The sequence below is a fragment of the bacterium genome (assembly GCA_021372535.1).
Lineage (GTDB): Bacteria > Latescibacterota > Latescibacteria > Latescibacterales > Latescibacteraceae > JAFGMP01.
Map to the genome: position 1 here is coordinate 1 of JAJFUH010000024.1, position 24,087 is coordinate 24,087.

The window sequence follows — 24,087 nt, forward strand, 5'->3', positions numbered from 1 at the left end:
ATGGAAACTCACCCCGCGCATAACACCTTGATAAAATAGATGTTAGCGGGCGCTTCCCCTCTCTTGTGGCAAGAGAGGGGGCAGGGGGTGAGTTAGGGTGGAGAAAAGGGGTAACAATCAAATCTAAAATAATCCATATGCCGGTAAATGCCCTGTTTACAGGATATTTCGAACTTTTATAACAATTTTAACCGGACACTATTGATCTTCCATGAATAATCCGGACTATATCCGGTGATCCTCACGAATAATGACACGGCACCCCCCGTCACGGCTTGTTTTCCAGTTTTTCGGCGGTGCGATCCGTCTGAGCCTGTCGAGCTGCCCGATATCCCTGAGACGGTTATATATGAGCTGCCAGGCGCATTCACGGTCGGGACGGACCTCGCACCTGTCCTCCCGCGAACCTCCGCAGGGACCGTTGAGCAGACGTTTCGCGCACCGTGTCACGGGGCAGATTCCGCCGTAATCGGACAGCACACATGCTCCGCACGATGTGCACTTTTCGGCCCAGAAACCCTGTTCCTCGAGAATCCCGAGAAAAGCGGTATCGAGACCGGCGTACACCGGCTTTTCACGGTACCGCTCTGCAATAGCCTGGACTCCGGCGCCGCAGCCGAGCGACAGCACCGCTTCGCATCGCCCGATCGCCTCGGCAGCCTGCTCGATAAACACGTTGTCGCACTGGCGCTCGATGGTCAGCTCATCGATTTCAACCGGTGCTCCCCTGAGTCTGGATGCCATCCGGAGGGCCGAAGCAATGATGCAGACCTCACGTTCCCCGCCGGCGAGACACACAGTGACACAGGTACCGCAGCCGAGCACGAGCACTTTCCTGTGCCCCTTCAGTATATTCATGAGTTCGGGAATGGTTTTTCTCTGTGCGACAATCATGTATAATACCTCGTTTATGATTCGTGGTTTCTGGTTTGTAGTTCTTGGTTCTTTAAGAAATACAGTATGAAATCACCAGTAAGCCGATCATTTAAAGTTCAGCCCCTTTACAGGTGAGTTTTTTTAGGTAGTGCATGAGTCCGGCAATCAGTTTCTCTGTCGAAGAGGCAAGTTCATACAAGATTTCAAAGTATTCTTTTGTTATGTACGCATGGTCAAATGCAACATAAAATTGAGATTTTACCTCACCGACAGAGCCTTTTGCAACAGTAAGAAAATGTATAAACTCTCCTGTGCCGTTCCGCTCAAAGCCTTCTGCGATGTTTGACATAACCGATACTGATGCCCGTCGTATCCGGTCTTTCAGTGTATAATCTTTACAGAAAGGCTCGGTATTCGAACAGGAATATACGGCTTTCGTCAATTCACGTGCTTTCTGCCATGCTTCGATATCTTCAAACCGTTGAAATGTAGCCATATATATTCCAAAGAACCCTTATTATTTACCCAATCCTTATTCCTTTAACCAGAAACAATTAAACTTTAATAACGAACAAAAAACCAGAAACAATAAACCATAAACCATGAACTACAAACCATGAACTACAAACCATCTTTTAACCTGTTCGGTCCCAGCGCACGAACGGTCTCGACCATATCGGTGATGATATCGGCCAGCGGGCGGGCCATGGCAGCCGACACGTTCACCATGCGCAGACGGTCTTCCTCGATTCCGATCTCGTTCATCAGGTTCCGGACATAATCGACCCGTTTCCGCGCCCAGAGGTTACCGTTCTGGAAATGACATCCGCCCTCGAGGCATCCGGCCACAAGAACGCCGTCAGCACCGTTTTCAAGGGCTTTCATAAAGAACGGAATTTCGAGCCTCCCCGTGCACGGCGTAAGGATAATCCGGACATTCGGCGGATATTGAATGCGCATGGACCCCGCGAGGTCGGCGGAGGCATACGCGCAGTAACGGCAGCAGAAGGCCACAATTTTCGGCTCGAAAGATGTCGAATCCACGTTTTCCAATATTTCCCCGTTTCGTTCAATCACCATTATCCGGCATATGGTACAGAATACCTGTCATACTGTCAATTCACGTTCCGGTATTCTCCCGGAGGAAAGGAGTTCCCCGAGCATGATCTCGAAATGATCTGCGCCGTAATGATGAAGCACTATTGCCCGCGCGGGACACTCCGAGACGCATATCCCGCAGCCCATGCATTTTGCAGCTTCGATCTGGGCCTTGTTATCTGTGTTGACAAATGGCGCCGTATACGGGCACGCTTTTACACAGGTCATGCAGGATATGCATTTCTTCTGATCGACCTCGGAAACCTGCGCGCTCACATCGAGCACGGCCTTCGAGATAACCGTTGCAGCCCGCGCCGCGGCTGCACGAGCCTGCGATATATTTTCATCCATGAACTTCGGCGAATGGGCAAGCCCGCAGAGGAAAATGCCCTCGGTGGCAAAATCGACCGGCCTGAGCTTCATATGCGCTTCCACATAGAAACCATCAGCGTTGAGGGGTACTTTCAACAAGTTCGAAAGGCTGCTGTTATGCTCGGGCGCCTCGATCCCCGTGCTGAGCACGACATTGTCGGCTTCAATTTCGATGGTGTCCGGGAAATCCGGGCTTTTCACCGCGACGACAGGACCGTTCCCGACCTCGACAACCGGCGGCGCTTTACGGTCATACCGGATAAAGACAACACCCGCTTCCCGCGCCTTTTTGAAGTAAATTTCGCGGAAACCGTATGTCCTGATGTCGCGGTAGAGGACGAATACGTTCGCTCCGGGGTTCTGCTCCTTTATTCTAAGCGCATTTTTTACGGCCATCGAGCAGCAGATACGGCTGCAGTACAACCGCTCGTCGTTCCGCGACCCGACACACTGGATCATGACCACCGTGCGGTCGTCCCGCGGAAATGAACGGTCATGGAGGAGCTTTTCGAGCTCGCGCTGGGTCATGACATGCCCGTATTCGCCGTACCCGTACTCCGAGGTTCGAGCGGGGACAGCCCCTGTCGCGACAATCACGACGCCGCCCGAAATCTCTTTGTCGCCATTCTTTCCAGCCAGCGTAACGCGGAATTTGCCGATATGACCGGCGACAGCTGACACCCCGGTGTCGAGGTGGAGCCTCATGTTCGGATGGTTTTCCGCACGGCGCACGAGACTGTCCGTGAATGATCGTATGTCGTTGTGTTCGAGCGTATAATACACATCGAGGAGATTACCGCCGAGAGTTCCGGTGCGCTCGATGAGATGCACGGTAAATCCCTGATCCGCCAGCGCAAGGGCGGCGGTCATTCCGCTCAGTCCGCCTCCGATCACAATCGCCGCCCGGTCGACTTCGAGCGATCCGCCCTTGAGCGGCACAAGACGGCGTGCACGGGCAATCGACATGCTCACGAGATCGATGGCTTTTTCGGTTGCCGCATCGGGAGCGGACGAATGCACCCACGAGCATTGATCCCTGATGTTGGCGAGCTCGAACAGATACGGGTTGAGCCCGGCGTCGCGGAGCGTGTCGCGGAACAGCTCCTCGTGCGTCCGCGGCGTGCACGATGCCACAACGATCCGGTTGAGCCTGTACTCGCGGATTGCGTCGCGGATTTCGGACAGACTCGTATCGGAACAGGTATAGAGGGTATGTTTCGCCATGACGACACCGGGCTGACCGGAAACGGCATCGACAACCCGCCCGACATCCACCACCGACGCGATGTTCATGCCGCAGTGGCATACGAACAAGCCGATACGCGGCTCCTCATCGGTGATATCACGCTCGTCCGGGTACACCTTTTTCGTGGTGAGCGTATCGCGGGCACGGGCGAGCAGTTCCATGGACATGGAAGCCGCGGCGCTCGCCTGGGTCACCGTCTCGGGAATATCCTTCGGCTCATGAAACGCCCCGGCAACAAACACTCCCTCCCGCGAGGTTGCAAGAGGATTGCGGCGGTCGGTGGCGCAGAAGCCATAATCGTTGAGCGCCACACCGATACGGGACGCGCTTTCACGAACCGTCGCTCCCGGCTCCATGCCTGTCGAGAGAACAACGAGATCGAAATCGTGTTCATCGAGAGCACCGTCTTCATTGACAAAACGGAGCCGGAGATCGTTTGTCCCGGGAATCTGAACGATACGGGATGGAATGCTCCTGATGTACCGGATACCCGCCTCATGACGGGCGCGCTCGTAATACTGGTCGAAATCCTTCCCGTATGCCCGTATATCCATGTAAAATATGACCGCTTCGAGACCGGGCAGGTGTTCGCGGGCAACCATGGCCTGCTTCGTCGAGGCCATACAGCAGATCGATGAACAGTAATCGTTGCCGCAGGTGGCATCACGCGAGCCCACACACTGGATGAACGCAATCCGCCGAGCCTCGCCGCCGTCCGAGCGCCGGACGATATGACCATCGAACGGCCCCGAAGCAGAGAGCATCCGCTCGAACTGGACATTCGTGATTACATTCGCATAGCGGCCGTACCCGTATTCGCCCTTCGCCTCGGCAATAAATTCCTCGAAACCGGGCGCAAGGATGACCGAACCCACATCGATCCCGACCGTCCGCTCCTCCATGGCATAATCGATCGCATTATGCTCGCATGCCTCGCGGCATTCCCCGCATTCCGAGCACAGGGCACAGTTGAGGCACCGTTCGCATTCAGCAAACGCCGCTTCCCCGGAGAAACCAAGCTCGACCTCTTCGAAATTACCGATTCTCAGTTCCGCTTCCAGCTCCGGCGACTCGGCGCGTGGCTTTTTTTCCACACTATTCGTTTCGGGCAGGAGCTCCTCAGGAATACGCCGTATCGTATTCTCGAACCGTGATGTCCGGAGGTCTTCTCCCCTGAGATACCGTTCGATTGATTCGGCGGCGCGTTTCCCGGCGGCAACCGCTTCGATAACCGATGCCGGGCCCGACACCACATCTCCGCCCGCGAAAACGCCCCTGAGCGAGGTTTCGAGAGTCACCGGATCGACCCTGAAACATCCATGTCCGGTTTCGGCGCCCGTATGGGTGAGAACCCCGCTGTCGGTCGACTGCCCGATGGCGACAATGACGCGGTCTGCACGGATGGTGTCGCGGTCGCTGTCGTCATACACAGGGCTGAACCGCTTGCTTTCGTCGAAGACACGGACACAACGCCTTAACTCCACACCAGCGACAGAACTATCTCCAACGATTCGGGCGGGTCCCCAGCCGTTACGGATCGTGATACCCTCCCGGAGGGTAGCATCGACTTCTTCGGGATAGGCGGGCATTTCGTGACGCTGTTCGAGGCACACCATCTCCACGCTGTCCGCGCCGAGACGGAGCGCTGTCCGGGCAACATCCACCGCGACATTCCCGCCGCCGATGACGGCAACTTTCCCCGTAATGGCAGACCTGTCCATACCCGCCTGCCGGAGGAATTCGATTCCGTACGCGACGCCCCGCATCTGTTCGCCCCCGATGCCGAGCGTGCGGCTCTTCTGCGCCCCGACGGCAATGAACACCGCATCGTGGGATTCACGGAGACTCGTGAGCGTCATATCGTCGCCAAGACGACAGTTGAAGACAAAGGCGACACCCCTGCGCCGGATAAGCTCGATTTCGTGGTCGAGCACCTTTTTAGGGAGACGGTATTCGGGGATTCCCCACCGGAGCATTCCGCCCGCAGCAGGAAGGGCATCGTACACGGTCACGGCGAAACCGGAGCCCGCCAGATCGTATGCGGCGGTCAGTCCCGCCGGTCCTGCGCCGACAACAGCCACTTTTTTCGCATCCGGCAGCGGTTTCTTTTCTTCGGGTAGAATATATTCGCCCGACTCGATGAGCTCCATCTCACGGTCGGAAGCGAATCGCTTGAGCTGCCGTATGGCGACCGGAGCATCAACCGTCCCGCGTGTGCACTCCGTTTCGCAGGGATGAGTGCATATACGGCCGCAGATTGCTGACAGGGGATTACGCTCGCGAATCAGGCTCACCGCTTTTATATACTCTTTTTTACCGATAAGCCGGATATACCCCTGGACATTGACATTAGCCGGGCAGGCAACCTTACAGGGAGCATGACCCTGTTTGAGAATATCGACGACATTCGGCACAGCCTGGGCATAGTGCTTTGCAATCGCCGTCCGGGTCCCAAGGTTACGGTCGAAACGGTTCGGGATGTTGACAGGGCAGACCTCGGTACAGTCCCCGCAGCCGGTGCAGAGATGCTCGTCCACATACCGGGGATACCGTCTGACCATCGCCCTGAAACGGCCCGGCTCGCCATCGAGCCCCATGAGGTCGGAGAGCGTCAGTATCTCGATATTGAGATTGCGCGCGCACTCGACAAGCTTCGGCGAAACGATGCAGGTCGCGCAGTCGCCGGTCGGGAAGGTCTTGTCCAAGTGTGACATCATGCCGCCGATAGCCGGAGAACGTTCAACAAGGTATACCTTGAAGCCGGAATTCGCCAGATCGAGCGCCGCCTGAACGCCGGCGATTCCGCCGCCCTGAACGAGCACGGCGCCTGTTTTTTTATCGTTGTTTTTTGCCATAAATACTGTTCACTTCCCTGATTCCCCGATTTTGCGGATAACCCGTTCCGGCGATACCATGAGCCTGTTCATGCCGAGCTCCTCCGGCGTATACCCCATGCAGAGTCCGAGAAGCTGAGTGAAATACATAATCGGCATATCATAGAGTTTTCCCGTCTCACGCTCGATATCCCTCTGCCGCAGATCGAGGTTCGACTGGCACATGGGGCATGAAACCGCGATACACTCCGCCCCGGCGGCTCGCGCCATACCGATGATGGAATCGGCGAGCCTGATAACCACATCCGTTCGCGTCAGGGAAAGCCCCCCGCCGCAGCATTCGACCTTGTGCGGCCAGTCGAGGCTCTCACCTCCCATGGCGGTTACGAGACGGTCGAGCGAGGTCGGATTCTCCGGGTCATCGAAGCCCGTGACCTCATGCGGACGCACCATGAGACACCCGTAATAACACGCCACTCTGAGACCATTGAGCGACCGTGAGAACGACCGTTTCAGCGTTTCGAGCCCGACATCATCGAGGAGCACCTCGATCAGATGACGCACCCTCACAGAGCCGTCATAATCTCTGTCGAGCGCATCGGCGACACATTCGCGCATGACCGGATTCGACAAAACCTCGTGGTTTGCGGTCTTCATACGGTTGTAGCAGGCAGCGCAGTTCACCACCATATCCTTATCCATATCACGGACGAGGAGGAGACTCGCGGATGGAAGAGCGGCGGCCAGAACACGGTCGGTCTGGTGCGCAGCAGTCGCTCCGCAGCATGTCCACCCTTCCGGCTCGACAAGATCGAGACCGAGAACACGGGCGACCGCAAGGGTCGATTCGTGCATGTCACGGGCTGTCGAATGCGCGGAACAGCCGGGAAAATATGCATAGGTCATGAGCCGGTTCCTCTATTCCGTTTTATTCTGTCAAATATCCGCCGTACCATACTGCTGCCCGAACCGCGCGGAGGGATGAGCGCGATTTTACCCTTTTTCAGCATCGCGGGAAATTTTTCGGTATCTTTCATGAAACTGAGGGTACCGAGCTTGTAGGCGCCGATCATCCCGAGATCGTACGTTCGCCCGAACAATCTGACCGTTGCCAGAAATGCGCGGTTGAAGAGCGGAACATTGCCCTTCCGCAGCGGCGCACCCTTCTCAATGGCGAGAGCACGGAGCGCGTCCATGACCGCCGCGAGATCGATCCCCATCGGGCACCGCGCCGAGCATGTCTCGCATGAGGCGCACACCCATATGATGTCGCTCCGAAGCACCTCATCGCCTATTCCGAGGTGAAGCTGCCTGATGACCTCCGAGGGCAGCGACTGTGCGAATCCGGCAACCGGGCAACCGCTCGTGCATTTCTTGCACTGGAGGCAAATCCCGAGATCGACACCCGAGATTGCTTCCACGCGGCCGATGAGAGCCTTCGATTCGTTCCCTTTTTGTATCCTGACAGGCATAGTTTCAAGTTTGTGGTTTGTGGTTTGAAGTCTATAGTGTCCGGTTAAAATTGCATTAAAATCAGAAAATATCTTGTAAAAAGGGCATTTATCAGAATATGGAGTGTTTTGGATATGATTATTCCCCCCATTTCTCCACCCGAACTCACCCCTTGATCCCCTCTCTTTCCAAGAGAGGGGGAGCGCCATCAACATCTGTATTATCAAAATGTTATGCGCGGGGTGAGTTCTCGTATTTAATAAGAGCATTGTAGATTTTGCTTCAAACTACAAATTCTTCAATATTTTTACCGGACAGTTTGTGGTCTATGGTTTATGGTTTATGGTCTGTGGTTCATGGTTAACAGTGTAAATAATGCCGGAAAGCGGCAATGTATTTTCAACCGGAAACGAGAAACCATAAACCAGTATTTATATCATTCCATGGTGATCTGTTCCACCGTCTCATCATCGATATACACTTCGGATGTTCCCGACGCAAGAACTGCTACCCGCTCGGGCACGACCTTCCGGTACACCTTTACGGGAGCCCACTGCCCGCCGTTCACTCTCAGCAGATCATCCACCGTTATCCCGAAAAGCCGTTCGTTTTCTTCAAGGTAGGGCAGAATCAACTCCCAGTCACGCTCGGTCATGGATACGAACTTCCCGCCGTTCAACTGCTCGTCAACCACAGTCTTTCCCGGATCGCGGATATAAATCGCTCCGCCCGAGGCAAGGGAGAACAGGTTGCTCCCGGGGTATGGTTCCCGCTGCGGTATCACATGCCCCTCGTCATCGAACGCGAGACCGTTCAGCACGACAAACCCGCCGCCGTTGAGCGGATCGCCCGCCATGAACGATTCCGCGAGGAAATCGAGACAGGTGCCGTTGATCACCACCCTCGGCTTGCCCACCGCATTGATGAGCGGCCGTCCCGCCGCGTTCCCGAGCACATAGACGCTGCCCCCTTTCGCGCCGTATAAGAATGTCTGTCCGACATCGCCGTATATGACCAGTTTCCCGCTCTTGAGAATCTGGCCGACCTGATCCTGGGCATTGTTGTGTACCCTCATAGTGAGCCCGTCGAGACCCGACCCGAGATAATCTCCGGCGCTGCCGTACACATCGATGGTAACATCTTCGGTCGCGGGTCCCAGCCCGCAGCCGGAGAACCGCTGGCCGAGATAGCCGAAACTGATGAAATGCCGCCATCCAAGCATGTACGCATCGAGAAGAAGCGCCGCATCGCAGCCGTTCCCTTCGGGAGGGAACCGGCTCGCATCGATGACAAGCGTGGTTTCGTTCCGGTCGGGTGAACGGAGCGCAGTACGATGCTCCGCATCTATGAGACGGTACGATCCGGGAACATCGGCTTCGGCGTTCAGGCGGGGAAGACTTCTGAGCAGACGGTCGAGCTCGCCCCGCACGATCGCAAGAACGTGGCTCCGTTTCTTTGCTCCGGTTCCGTACCGCCGGTCGTTGAGAAAGGTAAATGCTTCAATCGCCGCTGCCGTATGTTTCGGGTCGCGGCCATATTCGCCTACGATCCTGCAAACGGCCCCAAAATCAACGAAGCTCAGGCGTGGGAGCGCATCGCGGACATACTCGAAGAGCGGGAATCCGCCGCCGGTTTCGAGGCTGCTCATGATGGCTTTTTCATAGTCCCATCCGGCGCCGTTCGTGACCGCGGGCTCTTGTGAAAAACCGCACGCCTCCGTTCCACCGGGCATGGGCACGGGTATTCCGAATTTGTCGGTGCACGAGATGCGCATCGCTCCGGCAGCGTTCTTCTCCATGTTGAATATGAACGCTCCGCCGTCCGTATGGCTTCCGCCGCGGGCGTTCCAGTAACGGTCGGCGACGGGGCATATGCGTTTGTCCTCTTCCGACAGGCTTAAAAGGGTCGCGTCGATTGCCTGTTTCTCGGAGCTGATGATTCCCACCTGGACATCGCCGTCCGAAAACGCGAACACCTGCGGACGGAGCATCGCCGTATCCGTTATGCCAAGGAGCTGGAGCCTGTTTTTACGGGGGATATTCCGCGCGATGATGAAAAACCAGGGGCCGTCCGGGGAACCATGAATATGGGTGGCCTGCACCGCACGGTATATCGCCTGTTTATCGGGCGGAAGACGGTCGAAATCGAGCTCCGTCGTGGGAGCCATCGCCTCGATGATGTATTCGAGCGGGTAACGGTACCCCCGGTCAAACAGGTCGAACAGGAGCACCGCAACCTCAGTGTCGGTAAGGAACTGCGGGTATATGCCGCGCTGTTTGAGGTATTCGGTCACCGAGTGATAGTTGGCAAAATCGCCGTTATGCACGAGCGCCATGTTGATGCCCGCGAAGGGATGTGCGCCGCCGGGGTGCCACAGACGGCCCTTGGTGGGATAACGCTGGTGTGCGATCCACACATGGGCGCAGAGGTTCTCGATTCGGTAGTATTTGACAATCGCCTCGGCATACCCGACAACCTTGAGGATCATGATATTCCTGCCGTGCGACATGACAAACGCCTTCTTGTCGCCGAGAGAGGCATAGTAATCACGGTTGAGGAGGAAGCTGTTACGGTTGACGAATTCATCCTCGGCCTCACGGCGGTCGAGACCTCCGAGACTGTGCTCTGTGATGAAGGAATCGAGCACATCCGGCTTCACGCGGACGAAATAACGACACACATCGGGCGGCCTGACCTCAAGTCCCCCGACCGACTGCCAGTCTTCGACCGTGTCGACCATTCCCGCCGCAGCAACATCAAAATGCGGGGCGATGTATATACGCTCAAGGTCGGATTGCACCGAACGGTCGAGAAAAGCGACATGGAGCAGATAGCATTCGTCGAGTACCTCACGGGTGACACCGAGCTGCTCCGGCAGAAGCCCCACTGCAGCGACACCGCCTCCCTTGCCGTTTCCACGGTTATGCATCTGCACCGAGGGCTTATAAATATGCCTCCCGGGAACGGGTTCGGTGCAGCAGAACCCGATGACGCCGCAGCCGCCTTCTTCCTCGGGTTTTCTGTGCCCCGCCGGAAATCCGCTTTCACCGTGAGGGTGTTCCCCGTCTCGCAGGCGTTTTTGTATCATGTCATCGATCATATCACATGACCTGCATAATGCATTTCACCGGTTTCTCTCTTCTGTTCCGTTCCATGTTCCACGCCAAGGTGGAATGAATTACCCGTCGTTCTCGTAATCGAGGTGCATGAGCAGGTCGGTCCTCCCGCGTAATTCCCCCACGCTTCGCATACCGAACCGCCGGAGGATTCTCACAATCTCGCTGCGCCATGCATTGTAAAGGTTGATAAGCCGCTGGGTGCCCCAATCTATCTGTATCTTCATGGAAAGCTCCGGATCGGTCGTCGCGATACCCCGGGGACAGCCGCGTCCGCTCTCGCACCGTCCGCACCGCACACACCCGAGCGCCACAAGCTCCGCCGTACCGACAACGGCGCCATCCGCACCGAGCGCGATGGATTTCGCGATGTCATGAGCCGACCGTATGCCGCCGCTCGCCATAAGGGTGACCTCGTCCCGAACTCCCTCGGCCACCAGAAAACTGTGTACCTTCGGAATGGCATACTCGACGGGCATGGCGATGTTCTTCTTGGCGATGTCCGGAGCCGCTCCCGTTCCACCGTAACCGCCGTCCAGGTGAACGATGTGCGTTCCCGCGGCATAGCTCCCCACGGCAACCATATCGACATCGGTCGGCGTCGATACCTTGGTCGATACGAGGGCGCGGCGGTTGATATGCTTTATCCAGTCGAGGTGTTTCTTGTGATCCTCGATCGAATACACGCTGTGGAACGGGAACGGCGAAAACAGCGAGCTTCCGACCACCGCTTCCCTCATCCGGGCGACATCGGGTGTATTCTTGTCGCCGAGCAGGTGACCGCCGAGTCCCGGTTTCGCACCCTGCGCATACTTGAACTCCACGATGGGGACGCGCTGGATTGTTTCCTCGCGCACACCGAAAAGCCCCGTTGCAACCTGGGTGATCACATGGTCGTCGTACGGTCTCAGGCGCTCCATATATCCGCCCTCGCCGGTGCAGGTGAACGTGTTCCATGCCACAGCAGCCCGGGCTTTTGAAAGCTGAGTAGCATTGCTCACTGATCCGAAGGACATCCCGCCGCCATACCACGGTACATCGATCCTGATGCGCGGGCGGCCGTCGTTGCGACGGTTGAGCCCGATGGAGGTGTCGATTTCGTCCTCATCGAGCTCCACAGGCGGTTTATCGGGAAACCTGAACCTGATACGGTCGAAGCCGCCGCCGCTGTCGCCGCAGTTATACTCATAACCGTATTCGTCCGGAGGAACAACGCCCGTTCTCGCCATTTTCCATGTGGCAAGAATCATATCCGCTGTCCATCGGGCATCGCCGAGCGCCTGCATGGCGGGACTTTCCGCAAGTCTGAGGGCGTTTTGCGGGCAGGCGGTCACACAGAAATTGCCGGTCGACTCGCACGTTGGACCGATGCAGAGGTGATTGTTCGCCGCGCCGAAATGCCTGTATCCCGGCATGAGAACATGCACCCCGCGCAGGCATACTTCCGCGCATGTGCCGCAGAGACGGCAGTCGCTGCTGCGGTGGATAATCCATTTCGCGATCTCGTTGCGGAAACGCGGGGGCGCAGGGCGAACAATACGTTCGACACGAGCCTGGGGAACACGTGTCTTCAGCGTATTCCCGGGGATAATTTCCTCAAGCCCGTTTTCGTTTTCCGAAAAGTTTGCCAAACGTTTCCTCCTCGAGTTCCTCAAAAAACATAGCCCGGCCGGTCTCGCCGCGGAGACGGCGTATCTCGCGCATTCCCATAGCGCCCATGACCTCGATCAACTGGCCGTGCCATGCCCCGATGAGATTGGTCATCCGGCCGGCGCCGTATTCAAAATCGATATTCCCCAGCTGTGCAGGGCACGGGAGTTCCGGTTCACACCGCCTGCACAGGTGGCATTCAAGCGCAATCATGAGCGGCAGATCGATCGTGACAAGGTCGGCCCCGCAGATTATCGCCTTTGCCAGATGTTCGGGCAGCGCTATCCCGCCGCTCGCAATAATCGTGATTTCGTCACGTATGCCATCATCGACGAGTGTCCTGTGGATTTGGCGCAGCATATCCTTGATGAAACGGGGGTTCTCCGCACCGGTTTCATTCCCGTTGAGGTCGGCGACAACATGCACCGTCTCGACGGTTTTATCACGGGCAAGCTCGATTGCCCGCCCGACACCGTCCGGAGTCAATTCGACCCTGACAGACACTACCATTTCCGGATGAACATCTTTGATGGATTTTATACGGTCGATGACATCATGACTGTCCGGAATCTCGACGAGCTTCGTCTGCCCGAGCACTTCTTTCGGCGGTTCCGGCGAATCGCAGGAAAGGAAAAAAGCGATATGCGGGAGGTATTCCCCGGTATCGAGACCCACAACCGGCCACCGTCGTGAATCGATAACCGTGAGCAGACCCGTCCTCAACGCGGTAGCAGCTTTCGGAATCTCCAGCTCCGGGAACCCATACCGCTCCGGGCTCATGTCGAGTATCAGCGGCATGGGCAGCGTCACAAGCTGCGGAAGGTCGTCCGCCGGACATTCCCTGTCGAACGCGAGACAGGGGAGTTTACGACCGATATCGACAGAGGTGCTGATATACTCGCGGCCATGGATGCCATCCCGCGTGGGCCTTACAATCTCCGACATATCGGTCCACATCGAATCGAAACCGGCACCGCTGAATTTCCCACCGTACCCTGCGCCCGAAACGGGGATTTTCCCGGTTTCTGCCTGGAGCCATGTAGTCCTGATTATATCGGGAGTCCAGTACCCGTTGCCGAGACGTTCATACACCGGATTGATTACCATGCCTAAAAGATTCTTCGTGCAGTCCTGAACGCAGCTGAAACACCCCATGCAGTCGAAAAACAGGGCATCGACATCGCTCAGATGACGGATATAGTCCATTTCCTGGCGGTGACGGTCATAGACGCATGCCTTCTTGACGCAGTTATGGCAGCGGGCGCAGTCCTCACGCCAGTCGACAACGCCGTGTTTACCGATACGGGGCCGTCTCGGTGGAACCGGCGTCGTTTCTATGTGATACTTTTCCGGCATAAGGTTTGTGGTTTATGGTTTATAGTTTATAGTTTGTGGAAAGGAAAGAAACAGCCGCCGGACACGGGCGGATTTTTACAGCCCTGCCAGATCGAGCACAGCGGGTACAGCCTGTTCGTTTCCGCCCGAAAGAATGTGAATCCCCCGCAGACCTTTCATATTCTTCAACACCTGTATCACCTCGGCGCAGACAGTTATACCTTCACGGCGCTGAGCCTTTTCGTCGCCGGCAGCCCGAAGCCGTCCGATAATCTCATCAGGAATCCGGAATTCCGTGTACGTATCCCGGAGCCGTTCAGCCTGAACGGCGCTCACGAGAGGCAGAACACCGGCGAGAATACATGCCTTTTCCGGTATGCCTTCAGCGCGGGCAGTGTCGAGCCACTCCCGGAAACATTCCACATCGAACACCGCCTGAGTCTGGATGAAATCCGCGCCAGCCTCGACCTTCTTTAAAAGCCGTATCATATTCAGTTCGAGCGGTTTCATGAACGGGTTTGCCGTTCCGCCAACCAGCACGGGGAATTGCCCCCCGATTGGAGTTCCCCCGATAAGAACTCCACGTTCACGCATCCCGTTCACCGCTGCAATAAGCTGAACCGAATCGATATCGTATACATTCGCCGATTCGGGACATCCACCCAGCGTCTGGTGGTAACCGGAAAGGCAGAGCACATTCCTGATACCGAGACACGCCGCGCCCAGCAGATCGGATTGCAGCGCTATACGGTTCCTGTCGCGCGTTACCACCTGATATACCGGCTCGATTCCCGACCGGAAAAGAACCACCGAAGCAGCGATGGCTGACATCACCACGCCATCGGGATTATCGGATACATTCACTGCCGTTACCCGCCTGTCGAACAAACCCGCGGCGCTCTGTACCGGAGCTTCATCAGTTCCCGTCTGCGGCAGATATTCGGCGGTAATGATAAAACCGCTTTCCGCAAGTGTGCGCGCCAATGTATTTTCTGGTTTCATGAGGTGGTCTCCTGACTTCCCGTATTTCCCGGAATGGAATGATTTATAACCGGATCAGCGGCTCCCCTGAGCGGACGATGATAATGCCTCGTTATCAAACAGGATTTGTTTCAGTTCGGCGCGGAAATGCTCTATATCGCCGATGAGCTTTTCCATTCCATCTTCTTCAATCTGGATAACCGAAATACGGTTCCCATCGAGTCCGATCTCGCGAAGCAGGGCATCAACGGCCTCAGCCCGTTTACCGGCCCGCAGGTTTCCCTCGATGTAGCGGCATTCACCATTCCTGCACGTTACGATAATCACCCCATCCGCGCCTGTTTCAAACGTCTTGATCAGATAGAGAACATCGACTTTCCCGGAACACGGTATACTGACAGTCTTCAATACATCACCGGAGTTTTCACCTAATCGCTGCCCCAGCGCCTCGGTATCAACATGTGTCGAACAGCAGAAAATATAAAGTTTTAAAGGACGGTGCGTCATGGTATCTCACCCCGAAAAACACGTACCATAAACGATCCCGGAAGGGCGGGACTTTCCGATAAGAGAACGGCATAGTAATGCCGGACATGACAACAGGGATTCCAAGCGTGCTTTTTTACGAATTTATCTGAAAATACATCTACGGAAATCCCGGCCTCGTGTCGGGAGTTCCCGTAATGCCGTCATTCCCGAATCATTAATCGGGAATCCATATGCAGCCTGCATACATTTTCATTCTTCGTTGTGACCATTTATGGTCATGAGGATTATCCGGATTAATAAAGAAAATCCAAAAAAAGAAAAAATGTCAAGTACTATTTCTCGATATTTATTGTACGGATTATTCGCAAGATTCATGAGCGCGACAATAGAGTATTTTTTCGCGCACCGCCATATATTCACATTAGCCCGAAGGATTCGAGCCGTAACCGGATCATTGAAAATGCGGATTGCTTATAAACGGCAGATTGCCGGGAGGGTCCGTTATGATAATCCTGCCTGAAAGGGAACTCATTTCTGATAACCCGGTTTCAGAGAATTATCGATTCAACCGAAACATCATCATCACTGGCAAGATTGATCTGGATGGGATTTATCTTTTTTCTGTGAGCATCGTACACAAGACGTATAACCGGGCGGTCGAGTTTTCCTTCGTTGAGACTGACTACGACACCGAGAAAATTACGGTGCACCGTGCTCGTTACACGGATCGTGGTTCCGACCGGATAAATCGGGGCGATCTTGTGAAAATACGACAGCGCTTCGGTATTGAGGTGCGTGTTATTCATTTCGCGCATGATCGCAAACACTTTTTCCGGAGGCAGGGCAGCGCGGTAGGGACGGTCGGAAGAGAGCGCATCATAGACATCGGCTACCGCCGAGATGTTACCGTACAGATGTATCGTCCTCGGCTCCATGGACAATTTCAGGTTGTTGCTCCCTTTCAGTCCGCGGGGATAACCGGTACCGTCCTGCTTTTCATGATGCTGAAAAGCAACATGCGGAGGAAGCACCCCTATTGCGGCGACACCCTTGGTAAGCTCGTACCCGATGACCGAATGCGTTTTCATGATTTCATATTCACTGGGGGTCAGTTTATCGGGTTTATTCACAATTTCCACCGGGATCAGCACTTTCCCCATATCATGGAGAAGACACCCTATACCGAGCTCATGAAGCCTTTTGGGAGGAAGCCCGATTTTCCTTCCCATCATGATGGACACAATCGTAACATCGACTGAATGCTGGAATGTATAATTATCATACGTTTTAATCGAATTGAGCCCCAGTGTCACCTCACCGCTCATGAGCTGATCGACAATCTTGGACGCGTCATCGGTGATTTTCTGAAAAGCCGGGCTGTTTCCGAACATTTCCACAAACTGACGGGATGTGACAGCCGATGAAACAGCCTCGTATGACTGGTTTTTCATCGTATTCCTGATTTCCTCGAGGGAGCCGAACAGCTCCTTCAGGTGTCCGATTGTCGAACCGCGGACCATTTCGGTAATACTTTCCTGCGGATTAACATCATCAGTGCTGTCATCATGGATAAATACGCTCGATATGCCCCGGACACTCAGGTTCTTGATAAAAAATTCATTGATGATGACACCTCGCCCAAGGAGCAGCCTTCCTTCCTCGGAATAGATCGATTTGCCAAGCTTCATGCCTGATTTCAGGGATTGTGCGGATATCCGTATCATATTTCTGCTTTACCGGGTTACATTCACATACATATGAGAGACTGTAATTATTTAAATGGTTTTTCCAGTGATGTTAGTCTAATATATAATATTTTATTTTTTCTGCAACTATATATAACTAAAAAATTTAGGATGTAACAAAAAAATATGTCTTTTACTAATTTTATGTATACTTTTTACGGGGCAATAACCACAAAAAACGTACCGTTTCATGAAAATTGGTGCATTTTCTCCACTACCAAACACTATTCGGTTGAAAACATTGAAGTAAGCGAAAAAACCCGGTACATGAGCACCACGGAGATTTAAAACTATTTCCCATTTCTGGAAATAAAAAAACAATGATTCGAACGCAGCAATAAAACACTATATTTCACAACCGGGCACGTGAAAAGTGACTTTTCGCCGTCCTCGTGAACACCCGGATACACTGCCGCAAACTGTGAAAATTCTATAAATTATACTTTTGTAATAAAAAAAAGTTGCATTTCAGCAGGAAAAGATCATACCATGAAAACACATCTCCTAAGACAACCTGATTTTAACCAGTTTCTCAAAGTTATTACCCGCAAGGGCATGCCCGATCATCTCCCTTTTTACGAACATCTTGCCAGCCCGGGATTTATCGCAAGACGGACTGGAACGGCCTTCGATACCATGTCGCTCGATGACCCGGGTTACTGGAATATTTATGTCGATTTCTGGGTCGGTATGGGATTCGACTGCATACGGATGGAGATTCCCCTCAACTGCCCTTTGAAAGAGATTCACGACCATAAACATTCGTACGGAAGCGAAACGTATGCAATCATAAAAACCCGTGACGATTTTGAACGATATCCCTGGCCAGATGAATCAGAACCCATTGATTTCACTCATTTTGAAACTGTTGCTGGCATCATCCCCGAAGGAGTGAAGATTGTGGGCGGGGTCTGCATGGGACCATATGAATGGGTATCCCGGCTCATGGGAGTCATGGGGCTGTCGTACGCTCTTGCCGATGATCCCGGGCTCGTGGAATGCATTTTTTCAAGGATTGGCGTCCTTCACAGAAGCGCGGTGAGGCAGCTCGCTTCCATGGATGCGATCGGCGCATTGAGCCAGGGAGACGATCTCGGATTCAAGAGCTCGACTTTCCTGAGTCCTGCCGATCTGAAAAAACTCGTCTTTCCCATCTATAAAAACATGACCGGCGAAGCCCACGACCGCGGGAAGCCCTTTATTCTCCATTCGTGCGGTAATCTGAAAGAGGTTTACGATGACCTTATCACGGATTGCGGAATCGATGCTAAACATTCGTTTGAGGATGTAATCTTGCCGGTGGAAGACTTTAAAAAACAGTACGGCGACAGGGTCACACCTCTGGGCGGTCTCGATGTGGATGTCATCTGCCGGGCAGAAAGGGATGAACTCCGGGCTTATACCCGGAAAAAAATCGAGTCCTGCTTCCATGATGGCTATTGGGCGCTCGGGACGGGGAATTCCCTGACCGATTACATGCCTGTCGAGAATTATATCGCCGTTCTCGAAGAAGGAATGAACATCAGATAACCGATCCTCCATGTCGCATCATTTGTCGTCAGAATCTTCCATCAGATCGGGATAATACTTTTTCATACAATCCGGGCAGATACTGTGTGAAAATTCTGCCTCCGAGTGCTGACGGATATAATCCTCGACCTGTTCCCAGTACCCGTCATCATCGCGGATTTTCTTGCAGTGAGCACAGATGGGTATAAAACCTTTAAGCGTTTTTACTTCTTCGAGCGCTTTTTGAAGTTTCTCAATAAGCAGCTCCTTCTCTTTTTCCATGGCATCTTTATACAGAGCCATTTCTAATGTTATAAACATCTGTCGTTCTTCACAGGGCTTGGTGAGATAACCGAAGGGTTCTGTTATCTTAGCCCTTTTAAGTGTCTCTTCATCACTATAGGCTGTAAGAAATACAACGGGGATTTTATAGAGTTCACGGATTTTGTCTGCAGCCTCTATCCCATCCATCTGACCGGTAAGAACAATATCCATGAGGACCAGATCGGGCTTATCCTGTCCTGCAAACCGTATCGCTTCCTCACCCGTCACCGCAATGGAAGGGACTTCATATCCGTTCCGGATAAAACTTCTTTTCATATTCTCTGCCACGAGAATTTCATCCTCGACCAAAAGGATTCTTTTGGGATTATTCATGTCAATCTACCTCTTGAAGGCAATATCGAATTCAGTTCCATTATCAGTTATAAGTTCAATACTTCCAAACAGCTGCCTTTCAACAAGAAGCGATACGATTTTCAAACCCAGCGAATCGGTCTTCCTCCAGTCAATTTCAGGGGATATTCCGATGCCGTCATCAATAATTTTGAGCATAATTCCGGAATCGCCTGTATCCTTCATCTCAATGGTGATTGTACCCCTTTTGTTATGGGGAAATGCGTGCTTGAAAGAATTTGAAACCAGTTCATTGATAATAAGACCGCAGGGAATGGCTTTATCGATACTGAAATAGATATCATGAATCTCTCTGCGCACTTCGACTCTGCTGCATGTTGAGGAGTAGAGGCTTATTATGTTTAAAATCATCTTGCCGATATAATCATTGAAATTTATGTGTGTAAGAGTTTCCGATTGATAGAGCATCGTGTGAATAAGCGCCATGGTTTGTATCCGGTTGATACTTTCATGGATCATGGTGAGATAGCGTTTGTTTTTTATACGTTCTGACTGAAGAGTGAGAAGACTCGATATGACCTGCATGTTGTTTTTAACACGGTGGTGAATCTCCTTGAGCAGTACCTCTTTTTCTTCGAGTGATTTTTTTATCTGTTCTTCAGCCTTCTTTCGTTCGGTAATATCACGGGATGTACTCAACACGCTTTCTATTTTACCGCCGGTTCCGGATTCCGGAACGAGTCTCCAGTCATAGACAATCGTACCCTGTGCGGTTTCGAGTTCGTATTGTTCGTTGACAGGATGCTTCTTTTTGAAAACATCCTTGATTTTTTTCTCCCAGAAGATACTTATATCCGCGGGGAAACCAATCTCCCGGCTTGTTTTCCCGATACACATTTCGGGATCGATTCCGGAAATTTTTGCCATCGCCGGATTTACGTAAAGATACCGGTATTTTTCGTCAAACCGTACTATGATATCGGATGAGTGCTCAACAAGCGCCCGGAATTTTTCTTCGCTTTTTCTCAGCGCATCCTGGACTTTGATTTTCTCCGTAATATCCTCGGCAATACCTCCCAATAATGTGTGTTTTCCTTCCCTGATGATCGGGAATTTAAATACACGGAAGGTACGCGGAACAAGGTTTTTGTCATGTACCGTCTCTATTATTTCGAGAGGACCTCCATTCAGAACGTTTTTATCGTTGTTAACAAAGAGATATTCAGTTTCCGGAAACAACGCCTGTAAGGATATCTGTATCAGCCCCATGTTCTTATACATATCACGCATGGTTTTGTTGACATAAATGAGTTTGTTATCCTGATCTTTCATGAATACAAGCTCGGGTGTATGATCCATAAACACCGAAAACCTGTTTTCACTCTCTTTCAGTGCTTCTTCCATCTGTTTCCGTTCAGTAATATCGGTCATTGTTCTGAGATAGCCTATTGTCTCTCCCGTCTCATTCTGTATGGCAGCTGCTGTACCGAATACCCATGAGGTTTTACCTTCCGATGTCATAAAGCGGTATTCGAAGGCGAACTCTTTTCTTGACCGTGCGGAGTTATACCATTCCTTTGTAATAAATTCTCTGTCATCGGGGTGAAGAGCTTTAATCCACCCCTTTCCGGCCGCTTCTTCCCTGGATAATCCGGTTATTTCACACCATTTCTCATTGACAAAAAGACAATCGCCAAATAAATCAGCCTGAAATATTCCGACCGGCGCATGTGTCACAAGCGTCCTGAACCGCCGCTCACTTTCCTGTAAAGCCTCTTCCGCTCGTTTTCTATCGGTAATATCGGTTATAAGGCCATCATAGGATACAAGATATCCCTGATCATCGTAGCGGGGTACAGGCGTGTTTCTCACCCATCGGACAGAACCGTCCTTGTGATATATTCTGTGTTCAAGTTCGGACATGCTTTTACCGGAAATAATACGTTCCGCCTGTTCAATAACAGTGCTTCTGTCTTCATCATATACCATCCTGTACCAGAGATACTGATCACCGGCATATTCTTCGGAAGTATAACCGGTCACTGCGATACATCCGGGGCCATGATAGGTGGAAATCGGGCGACCATTTTCGATATATACGGTATAGACGTAGTCAGTGACAGACTCCAGGAGCCGCTTGTACCGTGTTTCGCTTGACCGTAATGCCTCCTCGGCCTGTTTCCGTTCCGATATATCATGTGTGACAATCTGAATGGCCTCGATATTTCCATCCTTGTTGAAAATTGGTGAAACCGTATGGGAAACCCATAAATAACCACCGTCGCTTTTCTTCAAACGGTACTCCTGGTTTTTCACCGTAACACCGCTTAATGCCGGGATATAAGATTTTCGTATTTCTTTATAATCATCAGGGTGAATTATCGCTTTGCCGATATTCGGGCAGGTACGGAATTCTTCTGGTGAATATCCCGTAAATGCCTGTATCTGAGGACTCACATAGATACAGCCGCCTTCCGGATTCCTGAGCATCACTACCTGATCGGTGGGACTTTCAACCAGTGTGCGGTATCGCTCCTCAGAATGAGCAACCTGCTGAAGGTCCTCCGCTCTGTGAAAACCCTCGGACAACACAAGCGCTACCTCCTGGAAAAACCTGATGTCATCCGGGCTGAAGGCGTTGGGTCTATTACTGTTAAAGGCCAGCGTTCCGTGAGAAAACGGTATATCGATAACCGAAAGAACCGGCCATCCCCATATCTCGTAAAGCAGCTCGTATTCATTATATGGATCTTCCGCTGCGAGATCATGTCGGTATACCGGCTTACCAGTTTTCCAGAAACCCAGAATAATATTCCGCGAGACCTCTGAACTCAAGTCATTGATATTCTCCTCTTTGGTCAGAGCATAACCGCGTACAACAGCAGGCTCCTCGGATCGTACTATGATGTTGATACCTGCTTCATGATAAGGAATTTCAGTCAAGGGGAGCGTTTGTCTCAAAACTTCCATTACACGCTGAATATCTTCAACTCCCCGCATTTTTAATACTTCTTCACGAACCTGTTGCAGAACGAGCCTCTCTGTTTCCCTCCGCTTCTGTTCTGTAATATCGATAACTGTCGTAAGCGCCCGGGGAAACTTCTGGTTTTTACTCAGATAGGTAGCTCTGAAATTAATGGTGATTTTTCTGCCGTCCAGTGTCTCATTAACCGTTTCTCCCTCAAAAAACGTTTCACCGTTCAGAAAAGCGACAATGATTTCACGAAATAGCGTTATGGTCTGGGGAAGAAGCCTTTTACCAAACTGAGAGATCATTTCCCCTTTGTTTCCGGCGCCATAAAGCTTCAATGTCATATCATTTACATCTATCACTTTCACCTGTGATACTAACTCTATCAATACATCCGGATGTTCGTCAATGTACGTGTTAAAATCGCTTATCCCCTGATTTTTCAAGTTATTATTATAGTAAGTGATCGCATTTTCAAGATCATATTCCCATATCGATATCGGAATGGTGTTGAATATGTTTCTGTAGCGTTCCTCGTTTTCACGCAGCGCTTCCTCGGCATGGATACGATCGTTGATTTCCCTGTGAAGGCGTTCATTGGTTGTTTTCAGCTCAAGGGTACGTTCACTGATAGTCTCCTCAAGGTGTTCACGGTGTTTTTTCAACGCCTCCTCAGCCTGCTTGAGATCGGTTATATCCCGTGTAATACTCACAAGGAATTCAATCGATCCGTCCCTTCCAAGTTCCGGAAAAACATGGGCCTGATAATGCCGTAATCCATCAGGAGTCGGATAATCGAATTCTACCATTACTTCACGCCCGTTTTTTATCACCCTGTCTTTATACTTCTCAAGTTCAGTATAAAGATCTTCAGACATTCCCAGTTCTCTGTGGGTTTTTCCGATAAAGGCATGGGAAGGAACTCCCGTTGCTTTTTCTATGGGAGAATTGATATATACACAGCGGAAATCACGATCGTAACGGGCAATAATATCCGGTGAATGTTCAACCAGGGTCTTGAATTCATCTTCGCGGCCGGTCGTTTTCAACCTGTTTTTTTCGCGCCCGGAAATATCGAACACCTGAACAACATATAAATCCGATGATTTGCGTTCAGGCATGATATCGTACGACAGCAGTTCAACGTGTCTCTTTTCGCCATTTTTCAGTGTAATAGCACATGTTTTACTGGAATTCCTGATCCTGCCGCATTGAAATTCTTCAAACAAGCCACCATCACCCGTTTCTGTCGTTTGATCCCCCGACAGGGCGGATATCCATGCACTCATATCGGGAACTTCAGAACGGCTATATCCGGTCAATTCTGCCATTGCATCATTGTATTCCTCGATTCTTCCGTCTTCGCCTGCTATCAGGGCTGGTATCGAGCTCCGGGAATATATGTTCCAGATCGTTTCAACGGCATGATTCCTCGCTTTTTTCGGCGAATCTGCCATAGTGTCCACCGGGTTTTCATGGGCTCGTTTTCTCATTTTTCTCTCCCACATTACACCGAATTTCATACGGAAAACCAACAATTACAAGATACGAAAATTTTCAAATACTTCAAAGCACCACTTGATCCGGGCAAAACTATCATATTTTACTATAGTTGAGGGAATCCTGATATTTCAAAAACTCATGTATAAAGCGGAAAAATGAACGCGGTTTAGGGAGAATTGTGCGGAGTATTCAAAACTGTGCTTAACCGGGATTATTCATGAAAATACTTAACCACGAAGGCATAAAAACCCAAATTTATATAACATATTATTTG

The 24,087-nt window shown here is 52.0% G+C and carries 15 protein-coding genes; 1 reads left to right on the top strand and 14 read right to left on the bottom strand.

Going from position 1 to position 24,087, the window contains the following annotated elements; all coding sequences use genetic code 11:
• Nucleotides 1-225: 225 nt before the first annotated feature.
• The 12 genes from LLG96_02345 to LLG96_02400 all read right to left on the bottom strand — a co-directional run bounded on the left by LLG96_02345 (nucleotide 226) and on the right by LLG96_02400 (nucleotide 17,173).
• On the bottom strand, nucleotides 226-894 hold the full coding sequence (locus LLG96_02345; GenBank protein MCE5249040.1) for a methylenetetrahydrofolate reductase C-terminal domain-containing protein: 669 nt from the start codon (nucleotides 892-894) through the stop codon (nucleotides 226-228).
• 91 nt (nucleotides 895-985) lie between these two features.
• Nucleotides 986-1,372, bottom strand: a complete 387-nt coding sequence (locus LLG96_02350) for a four helix bundle protein (protein MCE5249041.1) — start codon at nucleotides 1,370-1,372, stop codon at nucleotides 986-988.
• A gap of 125 nt (nucleotides 1,373-1,497) precedes the next feature.
• Complete coding sequence (locus LLG96_02355) at nucleotides 1,498-1,956, bottom strand: hydrogenase iron-sulfur subunit (GenBank protein MCE5249042.1); 459 nt, start codon at nucleotides 1,954-1,956, stop codon at nucleotides 1,498-1,500.
• Between the two features lie 27 nt (nucleotides 1,957-1,983).
• The gene (locus LLG96_02360) at nucleotides 1,984-6,447 is read right to left on the bottom strand and encodes an FAD-dependent oxidoreductase (GenBank protein ID MCE5249043.1); all 4,464 of its coding nucleotides are present in this window, start codon (nucleotides 6,445-6,447) and stop codon (nucleotides 1,984-1,986) included.
• A gap of 9 nt (nucleotides 6,448-6,456) precedes the next feature.
• Nucleotides 6,457-7,332 carry a CoB--CoM heterodisulfide reductase iron-sulfur subunit B family protein gene (locus tag LLG96_02365; protein ID MCE5249044.1) on the bottom strand — a complete coding sequence of 292 codons (876 nt, stop codon included), beginning with the start codon at nucleotides 7,330-7,332 and terminating at the stop codon, nucleotides 6,457-6,459.
• Entirely contained in the window at nucleotides 7,329-7,898 is a 570-nt protein-coding gene (locus LLG96_02370) for a 4Fe-4S dicluster domain-containing protein (GenBank protein MCE5249045.1), read from the bottom strand. The genes LLG96_02365 and LLG96_02370 overlap by 4 nt, the downstream gene beginning before the upstream one ends.
• Nucleotides 7,899-8,314: 416 nt before the next feature.
• Nucleotides 8,315-10,978, bottom strand: a complete 2,664-nt coding sequence (locus tag LLG96_02375; protein ID MCE5249046.1) for a glutamate synthase — start codon at nucleotides 10,976-10,978, stop codon at nucleotides 8,315-8,317.
• Nucleotides 10,979-11,056: 78 nt separating this feature from the next.
• Nucleotides 11,057-12,625: an alpha-hydroxy-acid oxidizing protein gene (locus LLG96_02380; protein MCE5249047.1), complete on the bottom strand. Its 1,569-nt coding sequence runs from the start codon at nucleotides 12,623-12,625 to the stop codon at nucleotides 11,057-11,059.
• On the bottom strand, nucleotides 12,591-14,000 hold the full coding sequence (locus LLG96_02385) for a hypothetical protein (protein MCE5249048.1): 1,410 nt from the start codon (nucleotides 13,998-14,000) through the stop codon (nucleotides 12,591-12,593). Before LLG96_02385 ends, LLG96_02380 begins: the two co-directional genes overlap by 35 nt.
• Before the next feature lie 75 nt (nucleotides 14,001-14,075).
• A complete protein-coding gene (locus LLG96_02390; GenBank protein ID MCE5249049.1) occupies nucleotides 14,076-14,981 on the bottom strand; it encodes a methylenetetrahydrofolate reductase in 906 nt (301 codons plus the stop codon).
• A 54-nt stretch (nucleotides 14,982-15,035) separates the two neighbouring features.
• Nucleotides 15,036-15,467 (bottom strand): hydrogenase iron-sulfur subunit, encoded by a 432-nt coding sequence (locus tag LLG96_02395; protein MCE5249050.1) that lies wholly within the window; start codon nucleotides 15,465-15,467, stop codon nucleotides 15,036-15,038.
• A gap of 530 nt (nucleotides 15,468-15,997) precedes the next feature.
• A complete protein-coding gene (locus LLG96_02400) occupies nucleotides 15,998-17,173 on the bottom strand; it encodes an HD-GYP domain-containing protein (GenBank protein MCE5249051.1) in 1,176 nt (391 codons plus the stop codon).
• A gap of 510 nt (nucleotides 17,174-17,683) precedes the next feature.
• Here LLG96_02400 and LLG96_02405 point away from each other — a divergent pair.
• Nucleotides 17,684-18,724, top strand: a complete 1,041-nt coding sequence (locus LLG96_02405) for a uroporphyrinogen-III decarboxylase-like protein (protein MCE5249052.1) — start codon at nucleotides 17,684-17,686, stop codon at nucleotides 18,722-18,724.
• Nucleotides 18,725-18,742: 18 nt separating this feature from the next.
• Here the strand turns inward: LLG96_02405 and LLG96_02410 are convergent, their stop codons facing one another.
• On the bottom strand, nucleotides 18,743-19,360 hold the full coding sequence (locus tag LLG96_02410) for a response regulator (GenBank protein MCE5249053.1): 618 nt from the start codon (nucleotides 19,358-19,360) through the stop codon (nucleotides 18,743-18,745).
• Between the two features lie 6 nt (nucleotides 19,361-19,366).
• Nucleotides 19,367-23,803 (bottom strand): PAS domain S-box protein, encoded by a 4,437-nt coding sequence (locus tag LLG96_02415; protein ID MCE5249054.1) that lies wholly within the window; start codon nucleotides 23,801-23,803, stop codon nucleotides 19,367-19,369.
• Between the last annotated feature and the right edge of the window lie 284 nt (nucleotides 23,804-24,087).

Coding starts and splice junctions, on each gene's coding strand:
- LLG96_02365 (MCE5249044.1), bottom strand. CDS start 7,332: ATGACCTATGCATATTTTCCCGGCTGTTCCGCGCATTCGACAGCCCGT.
- LLG96_02410 (MCE5249053.1), bottom strand. CDS start 19,360: ATGAATAATCCCAAAAGAATCCTTTTGGTCGAGGATGAAATTCTCGTG.
- LLG96_02395 (MCE5249050.1), bottom strand. CDS start 15,467: ATGACGCACCGTCCTTTAAAACTTTATATTTTCTGCTGTTCGACACAT.
- LLG96_02350 (MCE5249041.1), bottom strand. CDS start 1,372: ATGGCTACATTTCAACGGTTTGAAGATATCGAAGCATGGCAGAAAGCA.
- LLG96_02390 (MCE5249049.1), bottom strand. CDS start 14,981: ATGAAACCAGAAAATACATTGGCGCGCACACTTGCGGAAAGCGGTTTT.
- LLG96_02355 (MCE5249042.1), bottom strand. CDS start 1,956: ATGGTGATTGAACGAAACGGGGAAATATTGGAAAACGTGGATTCGACA.
- LLG96_02415 (MCE5249054.1), bottom strand. CDS start 23,803: ATGAGAAAACGAGCCCATGAAAACCCGGTGGACACTATGGCAGATTCG.
- LLG96_02370 (MCE5249045.1), bottom strand. CDS start 7,898: ATGCCTGTCAGGATACAAAAAGGGAACGAATCGAAGGCTCTCATCGGC.
- LLG96_02405 (MCE5249052.1), top strand. CDS start 17,684: ATGAAAACACATCTCCTAAGACAACCTGATTTTAACCAGTTTCTCAAA.
- LLG96_02360 (MCE5249043.1), bottom strand. CDS start 6,447: ATGGCAAAAAACAACGATAAAAAAACAGGCGCCGTGCTCGTTCAGGGC.
- LLG96_02400 (MCE5249051.1), bottom strand. CDS start 17,173: ATGATACGGATATCCGCACAATCCCTGAAATCAGGCATGAAGCTTGGC.
- LLG96_02375 (MCE5249046.1), bottom strand. CDS start 10,978: ATGATCGATGACATGATACAAAAACGCCTGCGAGACGGGGAACACCCT.
- LLG96_02385 (MCE5249048.1), bottom strand. CDS start 14,000: ATGCCGGAAAAGTATCACATAGAAACGACGCCGGTTCCACCGAGACGG.
- LLG96_02345 (MCE5249040.1), bottom strand. CDS start 894: ATGATTGTCGCACAGAGAAAAACCATTCCCGAACTCATGAATATACTG.